Source organism: Micromonospora sp. NPDC020750, from assembly GCF_044334565.1.
GTDB lineage: Bacteria > Actinomycetota > Actinomycetes > Mycobacteriales > Micromonosporaceae > Micromonospora.
In genome coordinates this window covers 256,376-273,047 of sequence record NZ_JBIRTH010000007.1, presented here as the reverse complement: position 1 = coordinate 273,047, position 16,672 = coordinate 256,376, and the positions used below count along the sequence as shown (strand labels likewise).

The window sequence follows — 16,672 nt, the reverse complement described above, 5'->3', positions numbered from 1 at the left end:
ACTCATCACCTACGAGGAGGATTGACAATGCACCGTCCCTGGTTAGCCGTCGGGCTCGCCACGCTCTGCGTGGCCGTCGGCGTCCCGGCCCATGCACGGGCCGCGACATCCGACGCCACAGCGCAGCGGACCGTCACCGTGGCCGGGCGGTCCGTCGTGGACATGGAGGCCACCGTCCTGGCCGCCCAGATCGACCCCCGCCGTGACGACGACACGCTGACCCCGGGCGCGAAGAGCTCCGTGCTCGCCGTCGAGCAGGCGCTCCAGGCCCAGAACCTGCTCAACGCGCAGTGGGTTGACGGTTACTTCGGCACCGAGACCATCTCGGCGTACGCGGCCTACCAGCGCTCGCTCGGATACACCGGCCTGGCCGCGAACGGGTTGCCCGGCACGACGTCGCTGACGAAGCTCGGCCGGAACCGGTACACCGTCGGCAACACGATCGGCCCGGGCGCGAAGGTCCAGCGTGACGGGTACGTCGTCGACGCCCGTACTCAGGCGATGCTGGCCGAGGCGCAGCGTCTGCTCGGTCACACCCTGGTGCTCGAGCAGGGCTCGTACAACCCCGGGGGCGACCCGACCTCGGCCGGTACGCACGACGGCGGGGGTGTGGTGGACATCGCGGTCACCGGCATGACCGCGGCCACGCGTACCGCCGCCGTCCGGGCTCTACGCCAGGTCGGCTTCGCAGCCTGGGTCCGTAACCCGAGTCAGGGTGACTGGCCGTGGCACATCCACGCCGTGGCGATCAACGACACGGACCTGTCCAGCCAGGCGCAGCACCAGGCCGGCGACTACTACCTCGGCATGAACGGCCTGGCCAACCGTGGCCCGGACGACGGCCCCCGGATTCCGATCAAAACCTGGGAGCAGTACCAGCGCGGGCAGTGACCCGCATCCGGCCCGATCCACCAACCATCGCTCACTGCCATGAGAGGACACCATGATCATCCGCAAGAGTCTCGCCGTCGTCGGCGCCGCGCTCGCCATGACCACCTCCATCCTCAGCGTCGCCTCGCCGGCGTCGGCGGCGGCCCGGGACGGGGTCTGCGACAGCGGCGAGTTCTGCTACTACTACAACAGTGACGAGGCCGGCTCGGTCTCGGACTTCACCGGGTCGCTCGGCGACTACGGCACGACCCAGCCGTCGTGCTACGAGTTCAAGGGCGCGGGCAACGGCCAGGGCGTGTGCGTGAAGAACAACGCCGCGTCGGTGTGGAACCGCACGAGCACGACCGTGCGGGTCTACTTCAACAGCAACTTCGCCGGTGCGAGCCAGGACTTCGCGGCCGGGGCGAAGGGCAACCTCAACGCCACGCTGAAGAACAACAACGCCTCGCACGACATCGTCGGCTCCGGCGGCGGCACCTACCCGGCCGACCCGCGCGCGTCCGAGGCTGTCGCGTTCGCGAGGGCGCGGCTCGGGCACACCGACTGGAACAACCAGTGCGAGCTGTTCGTCGAGCGGGCGTTCGGCACCAGCGGCCGGTTCGCCACGGCGCTCACGCACTACAACTGGCAGAAGAGCAACGGGCGTATTCACACCGGCTCGGTGCCGCCTGCCGGAACGGCCGTCTTCTTCACGTCCACCACGTACGCCGGGCACGTCATGCTCTCGATCGGCGGCAACAGCGCCATCAGCACCGGACCGACCGTTTACCAGACCAACTCGTTCCGGAGCCGGTCCGACTACCTGGGCTGGGCCTACGTCCCGAGCGGCTGGTGACCCGGCATGCGCTCGCACCTGCACCTGAACAGCGCCCAGGCCAACTTCCAGCACCCGCTCCACTTCTGATCGGCGGACGCGAATGACCATCCTGAGAAGAGTTCCGGGCATTCTGGCCGTCCTGGTGGTGGCGCTCGCCGGCGTCGCGGTGGCACCGGGCGCGGCGTCCGCCGCCGGCCGCGACGGGGCCTGCGACAGCGGCGAGTTCTGCTACTACTACAACAGCGACCAGGCTGGTTCGATCTCGGATTTCACTGATTCGCTCGGGGACTACGGCACGACCCAGCCGTCGTGCTACGAGTTCAAGGGTGCGGGCAACGGGCAGGGCGTGTGCGTGAAGAACAACGCCGCGTCGGTGTGGAACCGCACGGGCAAGACTGTGCGGGTCTACTTCAACAGCGACTTCGCCGGTGCGAGCCAGGACTTCGCGGCCGGGGCGGAGGGCAACCTCAACGCCACGCTGAAGAACAACAACGCCTCGCACGAGCTGCTGGGCACGGGCGGGCCGACGGGCTGCACCACCGACGGCACCAACAGCAAGCTGCCGAGCACCATCCTCGTCTACCGGGTCGGTCTCGGGCGAGTCGACCGGGTCGACTTCAAGACGTACGTCAAGAACGTCCTCCCGAACGAGTGGGTGACGAGCTGGCCGGGCGCCTCGCTGCAGGCTGGTGCCGTAGCCGTCAAGAGCTACGGCTGGTACTGGGCGCTGCACTCGACCCGGAAGACCCCCGGCGGACAGTGCTACGACGTCCGTGACGACACCGCCGACCAGGTCTACCGGCCGTCGTCGGCGCAGACGTCGACGTCCTCCGCGGTGGACAGCACCTGGTCGACCCGGATGACCCGGAACGGCAACATCCTGCGGGCACACTACTGCGCGACCACGACCGCGTGCGGTGGCTGGGTGACCGGGGACTGGATGTCGCAGTACGGCTCGCGTGATCTCGCGAACGCGGGCAACAACTACCAGACGATTCTGCGCTACTACTACAGCAACGTGGTTGTTTCCTGACGTCACGCCCGAACCGCGCCGCCCGCCGCAGATCCGCGACGGGCGGCGCGCTCGTGGCTGCGGCACGTTACGGTGCCACCCGTGCTCGCCCGGCTGCCCCACGTCGGCCGACCGTTACCGCCGGGCCACCGTTGTTGCTCAACTCCGGCCGGCGGCGCGGCGCTGGGCGCGGCCCCGCAGCCGGCGGATCGCCTCCAGCAGCCCGGTGATCGCGACCGACAGCCCGACGCCCGCCAGCAGGCCCGCGACGGGATTCCGCTCGAAGGCCAGCCCGCCGAAGTAGCCGAGCAGCCCGCAGTAGACCGCCCAGGAGCTGGCGGCCAGGGTGTCGAAGAGCAGGAACGCCCGCAGCGGGTACCGCACGGCGCCCATCGTGAGGGTCACGGCCGTACGCCCGCCGGGCACGTACCGGGCGGTCATGAGGATGATGCCGCCGCGCCGGTCCACCGCCCGGCGGGCCCACTCCGATCCGGCCCGTCGGCGGCTCTCCGCTGGCAGCCGGGTGAGCCGGCGCGCGCCGCCGCCCCGGCCGATGGCGTACGACAGGTTGTCGCCGGTCAGCGCGCCGACCGCCGCCACCACGATCACTGCGGTCAGGTCGGGCTGCCCGGCCGCCGCGAAGACCCCGGCGGTGACCACGACCGTCTCGCCGGGGACCGCCGGGAAGACGGCGTCCACCGCGGTGACCAGGAAGATCACCAGATAGACCCACGGCGAGGCGACCGTGTCGTGGAGCAGGTCGAGCACCGACTGCATGCCCTTCATGCTCTGCCGATCGAGTGTCAGGAAGGGGCTCTTCCTGCACAAAAGGCATTAAAGGGTGCCACTCCTTACCGTCTTGCCCTCGGCGGTGGGCGAGTGGGAGGTGAGCACCACCGGGACGTCGAGCGCCTCCTGCACCGCCGAGGGCCAGTCGGCCGGCGGGCCGTCGTCGTACACCGGGCGGGCCGCCAGCAGGCGGGCGGTGAGCGCGGCCTGGCGGTCCAGGTCGCCGGGCGGGCCGGGCTCCAGCCGGTCGGCGATGTCGTAGCGGCGGCAGATCCGCAGCCCCCGGTCGGCCAGGTCGAGGTGGGTGAGCGCGAGGCCGTCGACCCCGCCGGCCACCGCCAGGGCGTACCGGTGGGCGACCGCGTCGAAGTGGCCGAACCGGAACCGCCCCTGCCACGGGTTGGTCGGGTTGCGCGGGTCGGCCAGCGGCAGCGCCGGATCCTCGGTGACCAGTGGACCGGGGCCGTGCCGGGTGGTCGCGATCCGCAGCACGCCCAGCCGCTCGGCCCCGCCGGGCTGGCCCGCCTCGGCGAGCAGGGTCTCGACGTTGGCGAACGTGGTGGTGCTCCACGTCGTGTACGGGTGGAAGCCGTGCCACTCGTCGAGCAGCACCCCCTGCGCCCCTTCGAAGACGCAGGTCCCGGCGCGCAGCACCCCGGCCAGGTACGCCCGGTCGACGATCGCCACCCGTTCGGCGAACCCGCTGAACGCGGGCAGGCAGTCCTCCACCGGCGGGGCGTCCAGCGGGCCGAGTTCGGCGGTCAGCCGGTCCCGTAGCGCGGCGAGCCGTCGGCGCAGCACAGCCGGGGTGCGGCAGTCCGCCACCCGAGGCGCGGAGTCGGGGTGGGCGAGGCCGTACGCGACGGTCTCGCCCACCCCCAGCCCGCAGGAGCCGTGCCGGTCGGCACCCCGGGCCAGTTCCCGGGCCCGGTTCGCGGCCCGGTGGTACGGGGTCGCCAGCAGCGCCTCCCCGTCGACCGTGAGCCGGTCGAGCGCGTCGGGCACCCCCACCGAGGCGAGGTGGTCGGCCTCGGCGGCCAGGGCCAGCGGGTCCACCACCACGTGCCGCGCCAGGTGGGTCCGCACCCCGGGGCGGAACGTTCCCGCCCCGAACTGCGCGAACGTGTGGTGCCGACCGTCGCGCAGGACGACGTTGTGCGCCGCCTGCGCGCCCCCGTTGAAGCGGACCACCGTGTGGACCGGCCGCGTCTCGCACAGCCAGTCCACGACGGTGCCCTTGCCGGCGTCGCCGTAGCCGAGGTCGACCACTGCCACGTGGTTCACAGCCGGGTGACCCCCCGGGTCGACGGCGGCGCCGACGGGGTCGGCAACGCGCACACCTGGTCCCTCGGGCCGCCGCGGAGCCGGGCCAGCGCCTTGGACACCGTGCCGGTGGCCGTCGAGCCGGCCCGCTTCAGGTCAGCCAGGCCCTGGTCCAGGTCGACGGCCTGCTCGCCGAGGCCGACGGTCAGCGCGATGGTCTCGCAGACCGCGTCCAGGTCGTCCAGCACGACGGCGTTCTGCCCCAGCAGGTCGCGCCAGAAGTCCAGCACCTTGGAGTTGCCGGCGTAGTGGCTGCCGGCGGGGAGCAGGTAGTACGTGTCCCAGCGGCGGGTCACCTCGTCGACGATCTGCCGCAGCGGCACGTCCTCGCCCAGGTCGTCGCCGATCAGGCGGCTCACCTGCCGCCGGTCGACCCTGGGGTAGGCCAGCTCGTCGCCGATGACGAACAGGTAGCCGCGCCGGCCCCGCTTCTCCCAGCAGTCGGTCACCGTGTGCCGGGCCATGTAGTACATGGCCAGCTCGTACGACTCCGTCATCTGGCCGCCACCGCCGCCCTCCAGCACGATCCGGCCGAGGTCGTCGTCCATCCGGTTGTCCGACTCGAACTGGCCGATCTGCAACGGCACCCGGTCGCAGGTGGCGTCGCCGATCGCGCCGAACATGATCTGCGGGTCGCGGGCGTACCCCTGGCGCAGCAGCAGCCCGAGCAGCTGCGGCAGCTTGGTCTGGAGAGTGCGGGGCACGTTTCTCATCGAGCCGGTCACGTCGAACAGCACCGAGATGGCCGTCGACTGTGGGTGCTCGGTCGAGTCGCGGCTCTCCCGCATCGCACCGCGCGGGTCGAGGGCGGGGTGCACGGTGCGCGCCCCGCTGTCGCTGTAGGAGAACGCGCTCTTGCCGGTGGTCCGGCGGTATCGGTCGGCGGCGTCGTACACGTCGGTGGACCACATTCCACTGCCCATGGCAGGCTCCTAGGGGTTGAGGGTGAAGGGTCGGAAGGTGCGCGGCCCGTAGAGCCGCTCCAGCACCTCGTCCAGCTCGCCGAGCAGTCGCCAGGCGTCGTCGGGCCGGGAGTTCAGGGCCGGGCGGCGGCAGCCGTCGGCAAAGGCGCGCAGCTCGCGCGGGGCGCGGTCGCCCATCAGCCAGGTCATGCAGCGGGCGGCCATCGCCAGGTCGGTGCCCGGCCCGCAGGGCCGCTTCGCGGCGACCTCGGGCGGGTACCAGTCCTCGTGGCCGGGCACCAGCGCCGGGACCGCGCCCTCGCCGACCACCGAGAAGCACCAGTCCACGAGCACCACGCCGTGCCCGTCGGGGTCGATCAGCACGTGCCGGGGCAGCACCGCACCGTGCACCACGCCGGCCCGGTGGGCCAGGCCGAGGGCGACCAGCAGCCGCCGCCACATCCAGGCCGCGTCCCGGGCGTCCAGCCCGTCCGGGTACGCCCGGCGCACCTCGTCCAGACTGCGCAGGCCGGGCGCGGTGGCCAGCACGCTGATCTGTCGCTGCGCGCCGGTCACCGCGTCCCGGTGCTGGAAGGAGCCGACGAGCCGGGGCACGTACGGCAGGTAGCGCGGGTCGCCCCGTTCCTCGACGGTGCGCAGGGCGTGCGCCTCGCGGGCCATCAGGTCGTTGTCGGTGGGGTTGCGGGGCAGCTTGAGCAGCCGGTCCGCCCCGACGTCGTACAGGTCGGCCAGGTCGCCGGTGTGGGCGAGCGGGCCGAGCCGGTACGCCCCGAGGACGAACACCTGGCTGGCCCGCCAGCGGGTGGTGACCCGCACGAACGCGTCGGTGGCCTCGGCGCGTACCGCCTCGTCGAGCGCGCCCAGCCGATCGGGGTGCAGGGCCGCGACCAGCTCGCGGTACCGGTGTGCCGGCGCGTCGGCGCCGAACAGGTCGGCGTCGGTGCGGGCCGTCGCTACCAGCCGGATGGCCTCGTCGGTCCTCATCGCACCGTCTCCTCCCGGGCCGGGCGCAGCAGCGCCGGGTGCAGCAGCCGGGCGTCGCCGGCGCGGTAGAGCTTGGCGCGCGGGCCGCCGCGGGTGCCGCCGCGCTCGGTGCTGGCGCCGGTGCCCTCCACGAAGCCCGGCACGGAGAGCACCTTGCGGTGGAAGTTGCCCGGGTGCAGCGGGTGCCCCCAGACCGTCTCGTAGACGGCGCGCAGCTCGGTGACGGTGAACTCGGAGTCCAGGAAGCGGGTGGCCAGCGGGGTGTACTCCAGCTTGGACCGCGCCCGTTCCAGCCCGTCCTCGATGACCCGGGCGTGGTCGAAGGCGAGCTGCCGGCTGGCCAGCGCGCTGACCGGCAGCCAGAGCGCCTCGTCGACGTCGCTGCCGGCGGCCGGGTCCGGCAGGTCGGGGGCGAACGCGAGGTGGGCCACCGAGACGACCCGCATCCGGGGGTCCCGGTCGGGGGCGCCGTAGCTGGCGAGCTGCTCCAGGTGGATCCGGCGCAGCCGCTCGCCGCCGAGCCCGGTCTCCTCGGCCAGCTCGCGGCGGGCCCCGGCGGTCAGGTCCTCGTCGGGTTGGACGAAGCCGCCGGGCAGCGCCCAGTGGCCCTCGAACGGCGGCGCGCCCCGGCGGACGAGCAGCAGGTGCAGCGCGCCCTCGCGAATGGTCAGCGCGACCACGTCCACGGTCACGGCGACGGCCGGATGGTCCCGCGGGTCGTAGGCGGCAAGGAACTCCTGCTCGTTCACGTCTTCTCTCTCACTCTGAGAACAACTCAATGTGAGAACAACTTAGCCCACGAAAGAGTGAACGGCAAGCCCCCCGCTCGGCAGGGGTGGACGGTCAGCGGACGGCGCCCGCCAGGTGTGGGCGGCCGGAACGCGCGTCGTGCAGCGCGAACGCCCAGGCCGCGCCGTCGGCGGTGGCGGTGAGGGCCACCGTGGACGGCAGCGGCACCGGCAGCTTGAACGCCACGTCGACCGTGTACGCGTCCGGCAGCCGGCTCTCCAGGGCGGCCAGGCAGCGCGCCTTGCTCCACATGCCGTGCGCGATCGGGCGCGGGAACCCGAACAGCCGCGCCCCGAGCCGGGAGGTGTGGATCGGGTTGTGGTCGCCGGAGACCCGGGCGTAGTCGGTGCCCACCCGGGGCGTCACCCGCCAGTGCGCGGTGGCGGCCGGCGCCGGGGGTCGCTCGCCCCGATCGCGCCGCTCGCCGCCGCCGGCCGTGCGCTCCCTGCCGAGGTACGTCGAGACGCCCCGCCACACCTCCTCCCCGCCGACCGACCCGACGAGCACCACGTCGACCTGCCGGCCCCGGTCGTGCGGGCGCAGATCCTCGGCGTACGCCCGGAGGCCCAGCGTCTCGCCGGACCCGACGGGCCGGTGCACGGTGATCCGGTTGGCCACGTGCACCAGGCCGACCAGCGGCATCGGGAACTCCGGCGCGGTCATCAGCCGCAGCGCCAGCGGAAAGCCCATGACGTGCGGGTACGTCGCCGGCAGCCGGTCGGTCAGCCGGAACCCGCAGACCCGGTCGTAGTCGGCCAGGTGCGCCCGGTCGACGGCGACCCCGGCAACGGTCAGCTCGGCCCCGGGCAGCACGTCACCGCGCCGGCGGCCGGTCCCGGGCAGGGCCCCGAGCAGGGCCCGCCGGTACAGCGGGCCGGCCTGCGGCAACCGGGGCAGTTCCACGACCGTCCTGGCCATCACGCCCCCAGCAGACTCTGGCCGCAGACCCGGACAATGTTGCCGCTGACCGCGCCGCTGGCCGGCCAGGCCAGCCAGCCGATCGTCTCGGCCACGTCCACCGGCAGGCCGCCCTGGGACATGCTGTTCATCCGGCGGCCCGCCTCCCGGATCACCAGCGGGATCCGGGCGGTCAGCCGGGTCTCGATGAACCCGGGCGCGACCGCGTTCACGCTGATCCCGCGCTCGCGCAGCACCGGGGCGAGCGACTGCACCAGGCCGATCACCCCGGCCTTGGAGGTGGCGTAGTTGGTCTGGCCCCGGTTGCCGGCGATCCCGGCGATCGAGGAGACCGAGACGATCCGCCCGCCGGCCGGGATCAGCCCGCGCTCCAGCAGCACGTCGTTGATCCGCTCCTGGCTGGAGAGGTTCACGTCGAGCACCTGGTCCCACCGGTCGGCGTCCATCCGGCCCAGGGTCTTGTCCCGGGTGATGCCGGCGTTGTGCACCACCACGTCGACGTGCCCGTGCCGGCCGGCCAGGTGGTCGGCGAGCCGGGTCGGCGCGTCCGGGGCGGTCAGGTCGAGCTGCACGGCGGTGGCGGCGATCTCGTTGGCCACGGCGGCCAGTTCGTCCCCGGCGGCCGGGACGTCCAGCGCGACCACCTTCGCCCCGTCGCGGGCCAGCACCCGGGCCAGCGCCGCACCGATGCCCCGGGCCGCCCCGGTGACCAGGACGACCTGGCCGTCCAACGGCCGGTCCCAGTCGGCCGGCGGCTCGGCCTGGCCCGCGCCGATCCGGATCACCTGCCCGGAGACGTACGCGGACCGGCCGGAGAGCAGGAACCGCAGGGTGGCCTCCAGGCCGGTGCCCGTGCCCGCGTCCCCGGCCGGGGTGACGTGGACGAGCTGGGCGGTCACGCCCCGCCCGAACTCCTTGCCGATGCTGCGGGTCAGCCCTTCGAGGGCCCGCTGGGCGGTCGCCTCGCGCGGCGAGCCGCACTCCTGGGGCGGGGTGCCCAACACGATCACCCGGCCGCTGGGCAGCACCGAGCGGGCCTGCGGGTGGAAGAACTCGTGGAGCTGGCGCAGGCCGGTGGAGTCGGTGATGCCGGTGGCGTCGTACACCAGGGCGGCGTGCCGCCGCTCCGGGCCGGGCGCGGCGGCCGGGTCGGCCAGCTCGACCCCGGCGGCGGTCATGATCCTGCCGACCTGCTCGGCGAGCCGGCCGCCGGTGGCCGCGCCGAGCAGCACCGGCCCGGGGACCAGCGGATCGCCGGGGGCGTGCCGGCGCAGTCGTGGCGGGTCGGGCAGCCCGAGGCGCTTGACCAGCGCGCGGCCGGCCCCCGATCGGACGAAACTCGCGTACCTGTCGGTCATAGGCGTAGCCTACTGGCCAGTAGGTTGTGGGCAAGTCCTGAATTGGAGGCGGGATCGTGCAGAGCATCCGGCGGGTCGCGGTCATCGGCGGCAACCGCATCCCCTTCGCCCGGTCCAACTCCCGGTACGCCAGCGCGTCCAACACGGACCTGCTCGGCGCGGCGCTGGACGGCCTGGTGGCCCGGTTCGGGCTGGCCGGGCAGCGGGTCGGCGAGGTCGTCGCGGGGGCGGTGCTGAAGCACTCGAAGGACTTCAACCTGACCCGCGAGGTGGTGCTCGGCTCCCGCCTCGACCCGCGCACCCCGGCGTACGACATCCAGCAGGCCTGCGGCACCGGCCTGGAGGCGGCGATCCTGGTCGCCAACAAGATCGCCCTCGGGCAGCTCGACGTCGGCATCGCCGGCGGCGTGGACACCACCTCCGACGCGCCGCTCGCGGTCAACGAGGAGATGCGCCGCACCCTGCTCCGGCTCAACAGCGCCCGGACCCTCGGCGAGCGGCTGAGGATCGCCGCGAAGCTGCGCCCGTCGCAGCCGTTCCAGCCGGAGATCCCGCGCAACGCCGAGCCGCGCACCGGGCTGTCGATGGGCGAGCACGCCGCCCGTACCGCGCTGCGCTGGGACGTCGACCGGCAGGCCCAGGACGAGCTGGCGCTGCGCTCCCACCAGCGGCTCGCCGCCGCGTACGAGCGGGGGTTCTTCGACGACCTGATGACGCCGTACCTCGGGCTGACCCGGGACCAGAACCTGCGCCCGGACACCAGCCTGGAGAAGCTCGGCTCGCTGAAGCCGGCCTTCGGGCACAAGGGTCCGGACGCCGACCGGGCCACCATGACCGCCGGCAACTCCTCGCCGCTCACCGACGGCGCGTCAACGGTGCTGCTCGCGTCCGAGGAGTGGGCGCGCGAGCACAGCCTCCCGGTGCTCGCCTGGTTCAGCTGGTCCGAGACGGCCGCCGTGGACTTCGTGCACGGCGACGAGGGGCTGCTGATGGCCCCCGCGTACGCCGTGCCCCGGATGCTGGCCCGGGCCGGGCTGACGTTGCAGGACTTCGACCACTACGAGATCCACGAGGCGTTCGCCTCCCAGGTGCTGGCCACCCTGGCCGCCTGGGAGTCGCCGGAGTTCTGCAAGGACCGGCTGGGCCTGGACGCCCCGCTCGGCGCGATCGACCGGGACCGGCTCAACGTCAACGGCTCGTCGCTGGCCGCGGGGCACCCGTTCGCCGCCACCGGCGGGCGGATCGTGGCCACCCTGGCCAAGCTGCTCGCCGAGAAGGGCAGCGGGCGGGGGCTGATCTCGATCTGCGCGGCCGGCGGCCAGGGCGTGACGGCGATCCTGGAGCGCTGACGCCACGGCGTTCGACCCCGCCGGCCGGGGCACCCAGTTCCAGCTCAACCCGGTGTACCTGCCGCGGGCCGGGGTCGGCCTGAGCATCACGTGGCTGCTCCAGAACGGGTACCTGGTCGAGGAGGACCTGACGACGGCGTTCTGCGCCGCCCCGCTCCAGCGCGGTTACGCTCCCGCCGTCTGCTGACGACAGGAGATGCGGAGGGGAGGCCGGGCGTGGACAGGTACGAGGTGCGCGGCGCCCTGCTGGCGGTGGGGCTGTCACCGGACGCCTTCCAGATCGAGGGCGTGCACGAGCACGTGCCGGTCCCGCCCGACTTCTGGTTCCTGCGCCGCTCGCCGGACGGGCGTTGGGAGATCGGCCTGTACGAGCGCGGCGTGCACGACGTCCGCCAGGCGTACGACGCCGAGCAGGCTGCCGCTGCCGGCCTGTACGCCGCCCTGACCGGCCGTCCCACGCCCTGCTGAGCCGGCCCCGTACTAGCCCTGCTGAGCCGGGCCGTACGTCGCTTTGCTGAGCCGGACCCGTCGCCCTGCTCCCGCTGCCTTCCCGACGGTGTTCGCGCAGGTCGGATCGCTCTTGCTGGATGTGCCTACCTTGGGTGCCAGCCCGCCCGGACGTCCCGGTGGCGGTGCCTCCTCTAGGAGTGGTCATGCCCGGTCGAGCTCTGCTCCGCCCCGCTGCCGTCGTCGTCCTGGCCGCCGCGCTCGCGGCCAGCGGCTGCACGTCCACCGCCACGAGTTCCACGGAATCCACCGCGTCGACCACCGTGACCGAGGCCCCCGCCGACCCGCCGACGCCGACCCCCGGCGACGGCGGCACCGGCGACAGCGGCTCGGGCCCCGGCTCCGGCGCGACGGCCAGCACCGGCGCGAAGGGCGGCGGGTCGCCCGGGGGCGGCGCGAAGGGCGGCGGCACCGGCAGCAGCGGTGGCCAGTCCGGCACGAAGTCGACGTCGAACGCGCCCACCATCACCTACTTCCGCGTCGCCGACAAGCCGTTCTGTCCGGCCGGGACCAACGTCAACCCGATCGCCGGGGGCCCGGTCCTCGTGGAGTGGAGGGTCAGCAACGTCGACTCCGTCGCCCTCTCGATCGACGGCCCCGGCATTTACGCCGACGACTACCCGTCGGCCGGTAGTGAGGCCTTCCTCTTCCCCTGCTCGGGTGGGGAGGGCGACATCCAGAAGCACACGTACACGCTGACCGCGCGTAACTCCCACGGCAAGCAGACCAAGACCATCGTGGTGAGCGCCCCGGTGCACGACGTGCCCACGGTGTGAGTGTCGGTGGCCTGGCTCGGGTGACGAGCCCGACGTGCGGGAGAATGAGGTACGTGACGACGATCCCGAACGTGCTCGCCCACCGGTACGCCTCGCCCGAACTGGTCGCCCTCTGGTCGCCGGAGGAGAAGGTACGGATGGAACGGAGGCTCTGGCTCGCCGTCCTCCGCGCCCAGCGCGACCTGGGCGTGGCCGTCCCCGACGGGGTCGTCGAGGCGTACGAGCGGGTGCTCGACGACGTCGACCTGGCCGCGATCGCCGAGCGCGAGCGGGTCACCCGGCACGACGTGAAGGCCCGGATCGAGGAGTTCAGCGCGCTCGCCGGGCACGAACACGTGCACAAGGGGATGACCTCCCGGGACCTCACCGAGAACGTCGAGCAACTCCAGGTACGTGCCTCGCTGGAGCTGGTCCGGGACCGGGTCGTCGCCACGCTGGCCCGGCTGGCCCGGCTCGCCCACGAGCACTCCGGCCTGGTGCTGACCGGCCGCTCGCACAACGTCGCCGCGCAGGCCACCACGCTGGGCAAGCGCTTCGCGTCGGCCGCCGAGGAACTGCTGATCGCGTACGAGCGGCTGGAAGACCTGATCAACTGGTACCCCCTGCGTGGGATCAAGGGCCCGGTCGGCACCTCCGCCGACCAGCTCGACCTGTTCGACGGTGACGCCGCGAAGGTCGCCGAGCTGGAGCGCCGGGTCGCCGAGCACCTCGGCTTCTCCCGGGTGCTGGACAGCGTCGGTCAGGTCTACCCGCGCTCGATCGACATGGCGGTGCTGGCCGCACTGGCCCAGGTGGCCGCCGCGCCGTCGTCGCTGGCCACCACGATCCGGCTGATGGTCGGCCAGGAGCTGGTCACCGAGGGCTTCAAGGCGGGCCAGGTGGGTTCCAGCGCGATGCCGCACAAGATGAACACCAGGTCCAGCGAGCGGGTGAACGGCTTCGCCGTGATCATCCGGGGGTACCTGTCGATGGTCGGCGAGCTGGCCGGCGACCAGTGGAACGAGGGGGACGTCTCCTGCTCGGTGGTCCGCCGGGTCGCCCTGCCGGACGCGTTCTTCGCCGCCGACGGGCTGTTCCAGACGTTCCTCACCGTGCTCGACGAGTTCGGGGCGTACCCGGCGGTGATCAACCGGGAGCTGGAGCGCTTCCTGCCCTTCCTGGCCAGCACGAAGATCCTGGTCGGGGCGGTCCGGCGGGGCGTCGGCCGGGAGGCCGCGCACGAGGCGATCAAGGAGCACGCGGTCGGTGTGGCGTTGGCCATGCGCGAGCGGGGCACCGCCGAGAACGACCTCTTCGACCGTCTGGCCGGGGACGAGCGACTCGGCTTGTCCCGCGCCGACATCGACGACCTGGTCGCCGACCGCACCGCCTTCGTCGGCGCCGCCGAGGCCCAGGTCAACGCGGTCACCACCCGCATCGCCAAGATCGTCACCGCCCACCCCGACGCCGCCAACTACTCCCCGCCCCCCATCCTCTGATCACCCCACCCGCCTCGCCTCCCCTACCGGACGGGACTGCGACCGGGGCGGGGACCGCACCGGTCGGGGTCGCGCCCGGGGGTGGGTCAGGAGTTGCGGGTGGGGGTTTCGGCGGCGGAGCTGAGGTTGGGGGCGCTGGCCGGTTCGGCGATGCCGCCGGGGGACCCGGTGATCGCCGGGTCGTTGGCCGTCTCGGCCGCGATCATGGGCTGGTCCGGGGGCATGATGTCCGGGGTCTTGGGGGCCACGATCACCGCCGTGCCGTACGCGCAGATCTCCATCCACATCTCGCCGCAGTCCCGGCTGTCGAAGCGCATGCCGATCACGGCGTTCGCGCCGAGGCGGCGGGCCTCCTCGCCGAGGCGGGCCACCGAGTCCGTCCGCCAGCGGGTCAGGTTGTCCGGCGCCATCGGGTCGTACGCGCCGCCACGGAGGTTCTTCACCCCCTCGCGGTACGGGTTGCGCGTCCTGGCCATCGAGGACACCACTTCGCCGAGGATCTGGCGGATCTCGTAGCCGGGCAGTTGATCCGTCGTCACGACCAGCACGGTTCGATGCTGTCGCATCGGCCGGGGGCCGGTTCGTCGGCCGTGGTCAGCTGACCGGATGCTGCAAAACGGGTCGGCGCGGACGGCCGGCGCTCCGCCGACCATCCGCGCCGACCGCGGTGTCAACGACCCGACAGGCCCCAGACGGGGTGCCGGGACGGGTGACCGTCAGACACCGGCCACCGAGGTGATCCAGGCCCGGTTGTACGCGACGCTGCCGTAGTTCTGGATGCTCGACCCGTCGGCGGTGGAGGCCACGCCGACCTGGAGCCCGTTGTAGAACTCCGGGCCGCCCGAGTCACCCCGCCACGCGTTTCCGTTGATCCGGGTGCTCCGGATCGCCTGCCCGCCGTACGCGTCGGTCACGTTGGTGCTGGTCACCTGGACGCTGGCGGTCTTGAGCTGGCTGGAGGCGGAGCAGCCGCTGTAGCAGGTCATGCCCCAGCCGTAGATCGTGTTGGTGGAGCCGACCGGCGGGTTGGCGCTGGCCAGCGAAACGGTGGACGTGCTGACCGTGCTGGACAGCCGCAGCAGGGCCAGGTCGTAGCGGGTGTACGAGGCGCTCACGGTGCGGGTGGTGCCGCCCGAGGCGTAGTAGACGCTGCCGACCCGCACGGACATGGTGCCGCTGACGCAGTGCCGGGCGGTGAGCACCCACTGCGCGGCGATGACGCTGCCGGAGCAGGTGAACGAGCCGTTGCTGAAAACGGCGGCCGCCCACGGGGCGGAGGAGACGGTGCCGCCGCCGATGATCGGCTGAGGGCCGGCCGGGGCGGCGACTGCGCCACCGGCGGCGCCCAGGACGCCGACCAGGGCGGTTCCGACCACGGCGAGCAGGGAACGGATACGCATCGGGACGTACTCCTTGCCTCTCGGACCCGGGATCGCCGGGTCGGTCGCGCCGGCGTGGGTTGCGGTTCACCCGCCGACAGTGCATAGAGTTCTGTCGATGGATAGTAGGGGTTGGCGCATCTCGCGGCAAGGGTGCAATCGAGACAAGCCGATGTAACAATTTGGCTCTCCGTGGCGCGGCGAACGACCTGCTCCGGGACGTTTCACGCAGGACCGGACACCGGGCGGCCGGTTATGTTGATCACTGCCTGAACTGCCCCCGGCCGGTGCGGCTGAGGCGGTATCTGCCAGGTAGGCTGGCTGCGCTCGCCCGTTGTGGGTCGGCACCCAACTGCGTACACAGTCAGGAGTGCCCAGTGCCTCGCGTCGTCGTCGACGTCATGCTCAAGCCCGAGATCCTCGATCCTCAGGGCCAGGCCGTCGCAAACGCGCTGCCCCGGCTCGGCGTCAGCGACGTCGCCTCTGTCCGGATCGGCAGGCGGATCGAGATCGAGTTCACCGGTGAACCGGACCTGGACCGGGCCCGGGAGATTGCCGACAAGCTGCTCGCCAACCCGGTCATCGAGGACTTCACCGTCCGCGTGGTCGAGGCCGACGAGACCGTGGGCGCACGCTCGTGACCGCGCGGGTCGGTGTGGTGACGTTCCCCGGCTCGCTCGACGACGGGGACGCCGCCCGGGCCGTCCGGATCGCCGGAGCCGAGCCGGTCCGGCTCTGGCACGGCGAGGCGGACCTGCGCGGGGTGGACGCCGTCGTCCTCCCCGGCGGCTTCTCCTACGGCGACTACCTGCGCTGCGGTGCCATCGCCCGGTTCGCCCCGGTGATGGAGACCCTGGTGGACGCCGCCCGGGGCGGCCTGCCCGTGCTCGGCATCTGCAACGGTTTCCAGATCCTCTGCGAGGCCCACCTGTTGCCCGGCGCGCTCACCCGCAACCAGCACCTGCACTTCCGTAACCGGGACCAGGCCCTCCGGATCGAGGCCGCCGGCACGGCGTGGACGAACACGTTCCAGCCGGGCCAGGAGGTGCTGATCCCGGTCAAGAACGGCGAGGGCTGCTACGTCGCCGACGCCGCGACGCTCGACCAGCTCGAGGCCGAGGGCCGGGTCGTCGCCCGCTACGTTCGCGGCAACCCCAACGGGTCGCAGCGCGACATCGCCGCGATCACCAACCCCGCCGGCAACGTGGTCGGCATCATGCCGCACCCCGAGCACGCGGTGGAGGCGCTCACCGGCCCCTCCCTGGACGGCCTCGGCTTCTTCACCTCGGTGCTCAAGCACCTGGTGGGGGCCCCGGCGTGACCGTGCGCGGCACCATCGGTCGGCTCAACCGCCCCTGCGGCGGCGAGCGCAGCGAGGA

At 72.8% G+C, this 16,672-nt stretch carries 19 protein-coding genes; 10 read left to right on the top strand and 9 right to left on the bottom strand.

The window, feature by feature from the left end; translation table 11 throughout:
* The first annotated feature begins 27 nt into the window (after positions 1–27).
* The 3 genes from ACH4T9_RS22690 (at position 28) to ACH4T9_RS22680 (ending at position 2,741) form a co-directional block, all read left to right on the top strand.
* On the top strand, positions 28–891 hold the full coding sequence (locus tag ACH4T9_RS22690) for a peptidoglycan-binding protein (RefSeq protein ID WP_396671700.1): 864 nt from the start codon (positions 28–30) through the stop codon (positions 889–891).
* A 52-nt stretch (positions 892–943) separates the two neighbouring features.
* The gene (locus ACH4T9_RS22685) at positions 944–1,726 is read left to right on the top strand and encodes a peptidase inhibitor family I36 protein (protein ID WP_396671699.1); all 783 of its coding nucleotides are present in this window, start codon (positions 944–946) and stop codon (positions 1,724–1,726) included.
* Positions 1,727–1,808: 82 nt separating this feature from the next.
* Positions 1,809–2,741, top strand: a complete 933-nt coding sequence (locus ACH4T9_RS22680) for a SpoIID/LytB domain-containing protein (RefSeq protein ID WP_396671698.1) — start codon at positions 1,809–1,811, stop codon at positions 2,739–2,741.
* A gap of 138 nt (positions 2,742–2,879) precedes the next feature.
* On the opposite strand, the gene ACH4T9_RS22675 is transcribed toward ACH4T9_RS22680, so the two are convergent.
* The 7 genes from ACH4T9_RS22675 to ACH4T9_RS22645 all read right to left on the bottom strand — a co-directional run bounded on the left by ACH4T9_RS22675 (position 2,880) and on the right by ACH4T9_RS22645 (position 9,804).
* Positions 2,880–3,497, bottom strand: coding sequence for a DedA family protein (locus tag ACH4T9_RS22675; protein WP_396672061.1), 618 nt, complete (start codon positions 3,495–3,497; stop codon positions 2,880–2,882).
* A gap of 57 nt (positions 3,498–3,554) precedes the next feature.
* Entirely contained in the window at positions 3,555–4,793 is a 1,239-nt protein-coding gene (locus tag ACH4T9_RS22670) for an adenylosuccinate synthetase (RefSeq protein WP_396671697.1), read from the bottom strand.
* A complete protein-coding gene (locus ACH4T9_RS22665) occupies positions 4,790–5,755 on the bottom strand; it encodes a hypothetical protein (RefSeq protein ID WP_396671696.1) in 966 nt (321 codons plus the stop codon). The genes ACH4T9_RS22670 and ACH4T9_RS22665 overlap by 4 nt, the downstream gene beginning before the upstream one ends.
* Before the next feature lie 9 nt (positions 5,756–5,764).
* Positions 5,765–6,739, bottom strand: coding sequence for a serine/threonine protein kinase (locus ACH4T9_RS22660; protein ID WP_396671695.1), 975 nt, complete (start codon positions 6,737–6,739; stop codon positions 5,765–5,767).
* A complete protein-coding gene (locus ACH4T9_RS22655; protein ID WP_396671694.1) occupies positions 6,736–7,488 on the bottom strand; it encodes an NUDIX domain-containing protein in 753 nt (250 codons plus the stop codon). Before ACH4T9_RS22655 ends, ACH4T9_RS22660 begins: the two co-directional genes overlap by 4 nt.
* 94 nt (positions 7,489–7,582) lie before the next feature.
* The gene (locus ACH4T9_RS22650) at positions 7,583–8,446 is read right to left on the bottom strand and encodes a MaoC/PaaZ C-terminal domain-containing protein (protein ID WP_396672060.1); all 864 of its coding nucleotides are present in this window, start codon (positions 8,444–8,446) and stop codon (positions 7,583–7,585) included.
* A complete protein-coding gene (locus ACH4T9_RS22645) occupies positions 8,446–9,804 on the bottom strand; it encodes a 3-oxoacyl-ACP reductase (protein ID WP_396671693.1) in 1,359 nt (452 codons plus the stop codon). The genes ACH4T9_RS22650 and ACH4T9_RS22645 overlap by 1 nt, the downstream gene beginning before the upstream one ends.
* Positions 9,805–9,860: 56 nt before the next feature.
* Between ACH4T9_RS22645 and ACH4T9_RS22640 the strand changes: the two genes are divergently transcribed.
* The 5 genes from ACH4T9_RS22640 to purB all read left to right on the top strand — a co-directional run bounded on the left by ACH4T9_RS22640 (position 9,861) and on the right by purB (position 13,914).
* Positions 9,861–11,153, top strand: coding sequence for an acetyl-CoA C-acetyltransferase (locus ACH4T9_RS22640; protein WP_396671692.1), 1,293 nt, complete (start codon positions 9,861–9,863; stop codon positions 11,151–11,153).
* A 52-nt stretch (positions 11,154–11,205) separates the two neighbouring features.
* On the top strand, positions 11,206–11,340 hold the full coding sequence (locus ACH4T9_RS22635) for a hypothetical protein (RefSeq protein ID WP_396671691.1): 135 nt from the start codon (positions 11,206–11,208) through the stop codon (positions 11,338–11,340).
* Positions 11,341–11,369: 29 nt separating this feature from the next.
* Positions 11,370–11,621 carry a hypothetical protein gene (locus ACH4T9_RS22630; RefSeq protein ID WP_396671690.1) on the top strand — a complete coding sequence of 84 codons (252 nt, stop codon included), beginning with the start codon at positions 11,370–11,372 and terminating at the stop codon, positions 11,619–11,621.
* 185 nt (positions 11,622–11,806) lie between these two features.
* A complete protein-coding gene (locus tag ACH4T9_RS22625) occupies positions 11,807–12,436 on the top strand; it encodes a hypothetical protein (RefSeq protein WP_396671689.1) in 630 nt (209 codons plus the stop codon).
* A 53-nt stretch (positions 12,437–12,489) separates the two neighbouring features.
* Complete coding sequence (purB, locus tag ACH4T9_RS22620) at positions 12,490–13,914, top strand: adenylosuccinate lyase (RefSeq protein ID WP_396671688.1); 1,425 nt, start codon at positions 12,490–12,492, stop codon at positions 13,912–13,914.
* A gap of 86 nt (positions 13,915–14,000) precedes the next feature.
* Here purB and ACH4T9_RS22615 read toward each other — a convergent pair whose 3' ends face one another.
* Together ACH4T9_RS22615 and ACH4T9_RS22610 are read right to left on the bottom strand one after the other, a co-directional pair.
* Positions 14,001–14,567 (bottom strand): YbjQ family protein, encoded by a 567-nt coding sequence (locus tag ACH4T9_RS22615; protein WP_350880553.1) that lies wholly within the window; start codon positions 14,565–14,567, stop codon positions 14,001–14,003.
* 63 nt (positions 14,568–14,630) lie between these two features.
* Positions 14,631–15,314 (bottom strand): S1 family peptidase, encoded by a 684-nt coding sequence (locus ACH4T9_RS22610; RefSeq protein ID WP_396671687.1) that lies wholly within the window; start codon positions 15,312–15,314, stop codon positions 14,631–14,633.
* Positions 15,315–15,670: 356 nt separating this feature from the next.
* On the opposite strand from ACH4T9_RS22610, the gene purS reads away from it, so the two are divergent.
* Both purS and purQ read left to right on the top strand, forming a co-directional pair.
* Entirely contained in the window at positions 15,671–15,934 is a 264-nt protein-coding gene (gene purS, locus ACH4T9_RS22605; RefSeq protein ID WP_396671686.1) for a phosphoribosylformylglycinamidine synthase subunit PurS, read from the top strand.
* Positions 15,931–16,614, top strand: a complete 684-nt coding sequence (gene purQ / locus ACH4T9_RS22600; RefSeq protein WP_350880559.1) for a phosphoribosylformylglycinamidine synthase subunit PurQ — start codon at positions 15,931–15,933, stop codon at positions 16,612–16,614. Before purS ends, purQ begins: the two co-directional genes overlap by 4 nt.
* Positions 16,615–16,672: the final 58 nt, after the last annotated feature.

Bases quoted from the DNA above. Each gene is read 5' to 3' on its own strand.
- ACH4T9_RS22625 (WP_396671689.1), top strand. From the start codon at position 11,807: ATGCCCGGTCGAGCTCTGCTCCGCCCCGCTGCCGTCGTCGTCCTGGCC.
- ACH4T9_RS22650 (WP_396672060.1), bottom strand. From the start codon at position 8,446: ATGGCCAGGACGGTCGTGGAACTGCCCCGGTTGCCGCAGGCCGGCCCG.
- ACH4T9_RS22645 (WP_396671693.1), bottom strand. From the start codon at position 9,804: ATGACCGACAGGTACGCGAGTTTCGTCCGATCGGGGGCCGGCCGCGCG.
- ACH4T9_RS22685 (WP_396671699.1), top strand. From the start codon at position 944: ATGATCATCCGCAAGAGTCTCGCCGTCGTCGGCGCCGCGCTCGCCATG.
- ACH4T9_RS22660 (WP_396671695.1), bottom strand. From the start codon at position 6,739: ATGAGGACCGACGAGGCCATCCGGCTGGTAGCGACGGCCCGCACCGAC.
- ACH4T9_RS22680 (WP_396671698.1), top strand. From the start codon at position 1,809: ATGACCATCCTGAGAAGAGTTCCGGGCATTCTGGCCGTCCTGGTGGTG.
- ACH4T9_RS22610 (WP_396671687.1), bottom strand. From the start codon at position 15,314: ATGCGTATCCGTTCCCTGCTCGCCGTGGTCGGAACCGCCCTGGTCGGC.
- ACH4T9_RS22615 (WP_350880553.1), bottom strand. From the start codon at position 14,567: ATGGTCGGCGGAGCGCCGGCCGTCCGCGCCGACCCGTTTTGCAGCATC.
- ACH4T9_RS22665 (WP_396671696.1), bottom strand. From the start codon at position 5,755: ATGGGCAGTGGAATGTGGTCCACCGACGTGTACGACGCCGCCGACCGA.
- ACH4T9_RS22690 (WP_396671700.1), top strand. From the start codon at position 28: ATGCACCGTCCCTGGTTAGCCGTCGGGCTCGCCACGCTCTGCGTGGCC.
- ACH4T9_RS22675 (WP_396672061.1), bottom strand. From the start codon at position 3,497: ATGCAGTCGGTGCTCGACCTGCTCCACGACACGGTCGCCTCGCCGTGG.